This is a genomic window from Pedobacter sp. 01T416_2, from assembly GCF_056398925.1.
The window spans coordinates 1-6,723 of sequence record NZ_JBFTQI010000290.1 but is presented as its reverse complement, the minus strand read 5'-3'; the positions used below and the strand labels follow the sequence as shown (position 1 = coordinate 6,723).

Below are 6,723 nucleotides of genomic sequence, written 5' to 3'. Positions count from 1 at the left end.
GCGTAACCTTTGGCGAAACAAGGTAAGCTCGTTTATTAACGTAATTGGGTTGGCTATTGGTTTGGCAGCCTGTTTAATGTTGCTCTTGTATGTTACCTATGAATGGAACTTTGATAAGCACTACAGAAACTCAGAAAATCTGTATACGGTTATGACTAATATTCCTGATGGAAATGGCGGTGTGTCGAAGACATTTGAAGGAACAACAACAGCGCTCGGACCATTATTAAGGGAACGCATTCCCGAAATAAAAAACCTTGCAAGGATGAACTACATCAAAAAAAGTTTAATTGCAAATGGAGAAAATGGATTTAAGAAAGACGGGAAATTCGCTGAACCGGATATTTTAAAGCTATTTAATTATGAATTTATTGTGGGTAATGCCAAAACCGCAATGAAAAACCCGAAATCTGTAATTCTTACTGAGACAATGGCGAAAATTCTTTTCGGTACAACAAATGTATTAAACAAATCTGTCCGTTATCAGGATAGTGAAAATTTGACGGTAACCGGTGTAATAAAAGATATACCTCAAAATAGCTCACTTAAGTTCGATTTTTTAATGCCTTGGGCCTTTTATGAAATGGTTGATGAAAGCGCGAAGAATTTGGGATGGGGTAATTACAGTTTTGTAACGATGTTTTCTCTTAATCCTAATGCAGACATTGATGTTGTGAACAGGAAAATTGACGAGGCTGTTAAAGCAAATAATAAGCAAACCGACCAACCTTTCGTAGCATTCCAATATGCTAAACTGCACTTATTTGGTAAATTTGAAAATGGAAAAAGTGTAGGCGGCGACATTGAACAAATATGGCTTTTTACTGGTCTTGCTTTTGGTATTTTACTCATTGCTTGTATCAATTTTATGAACATGGCTACGGCCAAATCAGAAAAACGGGCGAAAGAAGTTGGTATTAAGAAGACAATTGGCGCAAATCGAATTTCATTAATTTTTCAATTTTTAACAGAGTCAATGGTACTTACCTTAATTGCGGTTGTGATCGCAATTGCGCTGCTCGAAATCTGTTTGCCTGCATTTAATGGTCTTTTAAATATCAATCTCGGCATATCTTATTTTAATTTAACCAGTTGGATTGGCATATTGGGAATAGTTATCGCTACAGGTTTAATCGCAGGAAGTTATCCCGCATTTTATTTATCTGCTTTTAACCCGATCCAAACTTTAAAAAGGAAAATAAAATCGAAAGGTTTGGCATCTGTAAGCTTAAGGCAAGTCCTTGTTGTAAGCCAGTTTTGTTTTGCTATCGTTCTGATTATTTCAACGCTGGTTATTTATCATCAAATTCAATACATTAAAAATAGACCACTGGGCATAGATACCAAAGCATTGATTGAGATTCCTCAGGATGGACAGCTAAAAAATCAGTTTGAGGTTTACAAGCAAAAAATACTGCAATCTGATGCTGTAACAAGTTTAAATAAATCTTCAACAAAATTATCACACCACGGTTCAAATTTTACCGATGTTCGTTGGCCTGGAATGGTTCAGGAGAATAATGATAACCTGTTTAATAAGGTTGAAGCCAGCTATGATTTCATAAAAACTAATGGTATAAAATTGTTGGAAGGGCGGGATTTTTCTAAAAAATTTGCATCGGATTCTGCAGCCGTTCTTATTAGTTCTGCAACCGCAAAAGTAATGAACTTAAAAAAACCAGTAGGGCAAATTCTTACCATTTTTGGTGATAAAAGGGTGATTATTGGAGTTTTTGATGATTATGTATGGGATTCACCTTATAAATCGAATAACCCAATGATACTTTATTTTAACGATAAGTATACAAGTTACATCACGATGAGGCTAAATACTTCGAATACCATTCAGCAAAATATTGAAACAATTACCCGAATTACCAAAGATATTAATCCTGCTTACCCGGTTGAAATCTCATTTTTAGATGACGTATACAGTGATTTGTTCCAAAAGGAGAAAACTTTAGGCATCCTTTCAAATCTTTTTGGCGGACTGGCCATATTCGTTTCCTGCCTGGGGCTGTTCGGTTTGGTGGCCTATAGTGCCGAGCAACGAACAAAAGAATTTGGTGTACGCAAGGTACTTGGCGCCTCTTTACTTAATTTAATGCAGTTGCTCTCGTTCTCTTTTGTAAAAATGATTGTGGTTGCTATCGTTATCGCTATTCCTTTGAGTTATTATTTAATGAATAAATGGTTGATGAAGTTTGAATTCCACACCGAAATATCATGGTGGATTATTCCCACAGCCGCTATCGGGACTTTATTAATGGCAGTGATTACCGTAAGTTTTCAGGCTTACAAAACCGCAAACGCCAACCCTGTTGATGCACTTAAATATGAATAATTCAGTTGACAGTTTTCAGTTAGCAATATAACAATTAACCAGTTTAACAATTTATACAGTTAACCTATCATGTTCAGATTAAACTTTAAAATAGCACTACGTAACCTTTGGAAAAACAAAGGCTTCACATTAATTAATGTAGGTGGCTTAGCTATCGGAATGGCCTGTTGTTTAATGTTACTTTTGTACGTTAACTACGAATGGAGTTTCGATAAGCAATATAGAAATGCCGATAAGGTATATTTTGCCGCATTAAATTTAAAGTTTAACGGCAAGCTGGCCACTACGATGGCCGTTCCGAATAAACTGGCCAAAGCTGGGGTTTCAGAATTGCCAGGCATTAAAAGTGCAACCCGCATTTCAATGAACAATGGCCAGAAATTATACAGCCATAACCGGAATAATTTTAAATTAATAGGATTTAATGTAGATCCTGATTTTTTAAAAATCCTTGAACAGAAATTTATCTATGGCGATCCAGGTACTGCTTTATCTGAGCCTAATAACGTATTGATAAGCGAATCGACAGCAAAGAAATTATTTGGCGATCAGAATCCAATCGGACAAAGTATTAAATACGATAACAGGGTAGACTTAAAAGTTAGTGCTGTAATACAGGATCTGCCAAAAAATCAAACCATGCAGTTTGATGTTTTGCAGCCATGGGCTTTTTTTGAGCAGGAAAATCCGTCTGAAAAAAATAACGGTTGGGGAGCAATTACTTGTTTGACCTTATTTCAGCTTAAAGATAATGCTTCTTTAGATGCAACAARCGCAGCACTAAAACATTTCATCGTAAACAAAGAACCCAATTTAAAAGAAATGACATACGAACCTTTTCTTTTTCCTTTAAGCAAATTTCACTTATACGGTGATTTTGACAATGGAAAATCGGTGGGGGGCAAAATTGATCAGTTGCGATTATTTGTTTTTCTGGCCATCTGTGTATTATTTATCGCCTGCATCAATTACATGAATCTTTCAACTGCTAAGTCGGAGAAACGTGCCCGTGAGGTAGGGGTTAGAAAGGCTTTAGGTTCTACCAGAAATACAATAATGGGACAGTTTATGGTAGAGTCAATACTATTGTCTTTTTTAGCAATGTTAATTGCCTTTACACTGCTCGAAGTCTCGTTACCTTACTTTAACAACTTACTCGATATCTCGATCAAAATTAATTACAATGCTTATCAATTTTGGAGCTTATTACTTGCTATGGTACTGGTAACTGGTTTACTTGCTGGTAGTTATCCTGCATTTTACCTTTCATCATTTATACCCGTAAAGGTATTAAAAGGCTTTAAAGGTTCAACGGGCTCACTATCTATCCGCAAAACACTGGTAGTAGTGCAGTTTAGCCTTTCTATCTGCATGATTATTTCGGCAATTGTAATTTACAGCCAAATTCAGCACCTTAAAAATAAGCCCTTAGGCTTTGATGAGACTGCGCTGGTACAGATCGATTTAGAAGGAGAGTGGACAAAGCCACAGAAATTGCAGACTTTTAAAAATGAATTGGAGCGGGTAGGTGCTACAATTGCTACAACAGAATATGCTAGCTCGTTTACAGATGGTGGTTCAATTACCAGCGACATTCAATGGCCAGGCAAGCCCAAAAATGATGTCTCGATTATTAATTATAGAAGTACAGGTTTCGATTTTGCCAAAACAACTGGTGTAAAGATTCTAGCAGGAAGAGATTTTGATCCTAAATTTTCGGCTGATACAGCTACATCTTTGCTCCTCAACCAAACTGCCGTTAAAATAATGGGGTTAAAAAACCCTGTGGGTACTGTTATCCATTGGGGCGATAATCCGCCACTTAAAGTGGTGGGTGTGGTGCAAGATTATTCTAACGAATCGCTTGCTTCTAAAATACAGCCAACAGTTTATTATTACAATGTTAAAACGAGTCGGGTTTTGCTGCTTAAACTTAATCCTAAGCAATCGCTTTCTAATTCAATCGAAGCGATAAAATCGGTTAGTCAACGTTTAAATCCTGCTTATCCAATTGAAGTGAAACTCGTTAGTCAGGGCATGGCCGAAAAACTCCGGAGCGAAAAGTTGCTCAGTGTACTTTCCAATATTTTTGGAGGATTTGCCATTTTTATTTCCTGTTTAGGTTTACTGGGTTTAGCGTTATATACCGCTGAACAGCGCAGTAAAGAAATCAGTATCCGTAAAGTATTGGGCGCTAATCTTTCTGATATCCTGGTTCTTTTGAACAAAGATTTTATGAAACTGGTAATCATATCCAATGTGATCGCTATCCCGGTAGCTTATATTCTTGTTGCCAAATGGCTGGAGAAATATGATTATAAAATTACCATTAACCCATGGCCTTTTTTGCTTGCCCTTTTAACCTCGGTAATTATTGCCATTTTAACAGTGAGCCTGCAAACCTTTAAAGTGGCCAAAGCAAACGCTGTTGATGCACTTAAATATGAATAAGACCTGCGTGAAGCGTTTGGTGCTAAGCGTTTAAACGCTACACGCCAAACACTTTACGCCAAACCCTACGCCTTATGTTCAGATTAAACTTAAAAATTGCACTACGAAACCTCTGGAGAAACAAGATAATTACCTTCATAAATATTGGTGGCTTAGCTATTGCTTTAGCTGCATTTATTTTGGTAACCATGTATTTTACCTATGAAACAGGTTTTGACAAGGAAAACCCAAACTACAACGAAATTTACGTAGTAGGTAGACAGTTGCCTGATTTTAAGACCAATAATACTCCGCCACCATTGGGTAAAGCTATTAAAGCAGAAATGCCAGAAGTAGTTTCAGTTGGTACCATGAAAATGAGTTTTTTTGAATTTCCAGTTAGCAGCGATCACGRTGTTGTTTTTTTAAGTAAATGCCTCTATCTCGATTATGCTGCAGCAAAAATGTTTAACATTAAACCCACTGTCGGTTTAACTAAGCCGGAAAGTACAACCGAAAATCTGTTTTATCTAAGCAACGAAAATTATAAAACGCTTTTCCCTCATAATAAAAACGGTCAGCCTGAAATGATCTGGCTTGGGAGTAAATCGGCTAATATGACAGGTAAGTTGAGCGGAAGTATTTTTGCCGATCCCCACTCTAATATTACTTTCGACGCCATTTCATTGATGAAAGAAGTTGGGATAGGCGAAAACTATGGATACAACAACTACAACACTTATATCCAGGTAAAACCGGGCACAGATATTCAGGCACTTGAAGCTAAAATTAATGCCCTTTATAAAAAGGAATTGCTTAAAGATGGAGAAGATCCCAATAATGAGACTTTTAAAGCAACAAAAGCCTTTCTCGATCCTTTAAAAAACCAACACCTTAAACCAAAGGCCGGTACCGATGCCAATTATAAAGTACTCATAGCTTTGTCTGTTTTAGGAATCCTGATCTTGGTAATCGCCTGTATCAACTTTACCAATCTGAGTATAGCGCAGGCAACCAAACGGGCAAAAGAGGTAGGCGTTAAAAAAGTGATGGGTGCTTATCGCTTTCAGCTTGCTTTTCAGTTTTTAACAGAAATATTAATCCAGTGTTTAGCAGCGACGATATTAGGACTGATTATGGCCGAAATCATCTTGCCAAAATTTAATAACCTGTTCGTGGTCAATTTATCCATTTGGATAGCCAATAGTGCTTTATTCTGGCAATTGCCACTTATATTAATTTTTATTACGCTGATAGCCGGTATTTATCCTGCCATGGTACTATCTGGATTTAAACCTGCACTTGTTTTAAAAGGTAATTTTCAAACCAGCAAACAGAGCTATTGGTTGCGCAACAGCTTATTGGTGGTTCAGTTTAGCGTAGCGGTAGTTTTTATTATAGGTCTGCTCATCATCAGTTCTCAACTAAAATACATGCGTACCCAAGATATTGGTTTCAAACCCGAACAAGTGGTGTACATTAAAAACCTCGCATATTTCGTCTCGCCAAGCAAATTCGATCCGATAAGAGATAAAATGGTCAAAATTCCGGGGGTGAAATCGGTTACCGTTACCAATGCATTGCCGGATGGTTCTGATAGTGGAAAAAATAAATATACTGTTGATGGAAAAGAACAAAGTTTAAGTTTTACAGATGTAGATTTTGATTATTTCGAAACATTAGATATTAAGATTAAAGAAGGCAGAACATTTTCCAGAGAATTTAAAACCGATACGGCAAATTCTGCTATACTTAATGAAGCTGCAATAGCAAAGTATGGATTAACCAATCCTGTAGGTAAAACCATAAAAGGCTGCCAGAATAAAGAATATAAGATTGTAGGCGTGATAAAAGATTTTAAAGCACTTGGATTTGAGAAAGCAGTACAGCCTACCATTTACGCAATAAATGATCCCTGCGGAAACCCCAAAACAGAAATTATGCTAAAG

At 36.8% G+C, this 6,723-nt stretch carries 3 protein-coding genes; all 3 read left to right on the top strand.

The genetic code is table 11. The features are described 5' to 3' along the window. Window positions 1-2,344 (top strand): ABC transporter permease (locus AC1DPQ_RS13590; protein WP_477609744.1); only part of this gene is annotated, 2,344 nt, incomplete at its 5' end. A gap of 69 nt (window positions 2,345-2,413) precedes the next feature. After that, entirely contained in the window at window positions 2,414-4,795 is a 2,382-nt protein-coding gene (locus AC1DPQ_RS13585; protein ID WP_477609742.1) for an ABC transporter permease, read from the top strand. A 74-nt stretch (window positions 4,796-4,869) separates the two neighbouring features. Beyond that, window positions 4,870-6,723, top strand: a 1,854-nt coding sequence (locus AC1DPQ_RS13580; protein WP_477609740.1) for an ABC transporter permease, incomplete at its 3' end; no start/stop codon positions are given.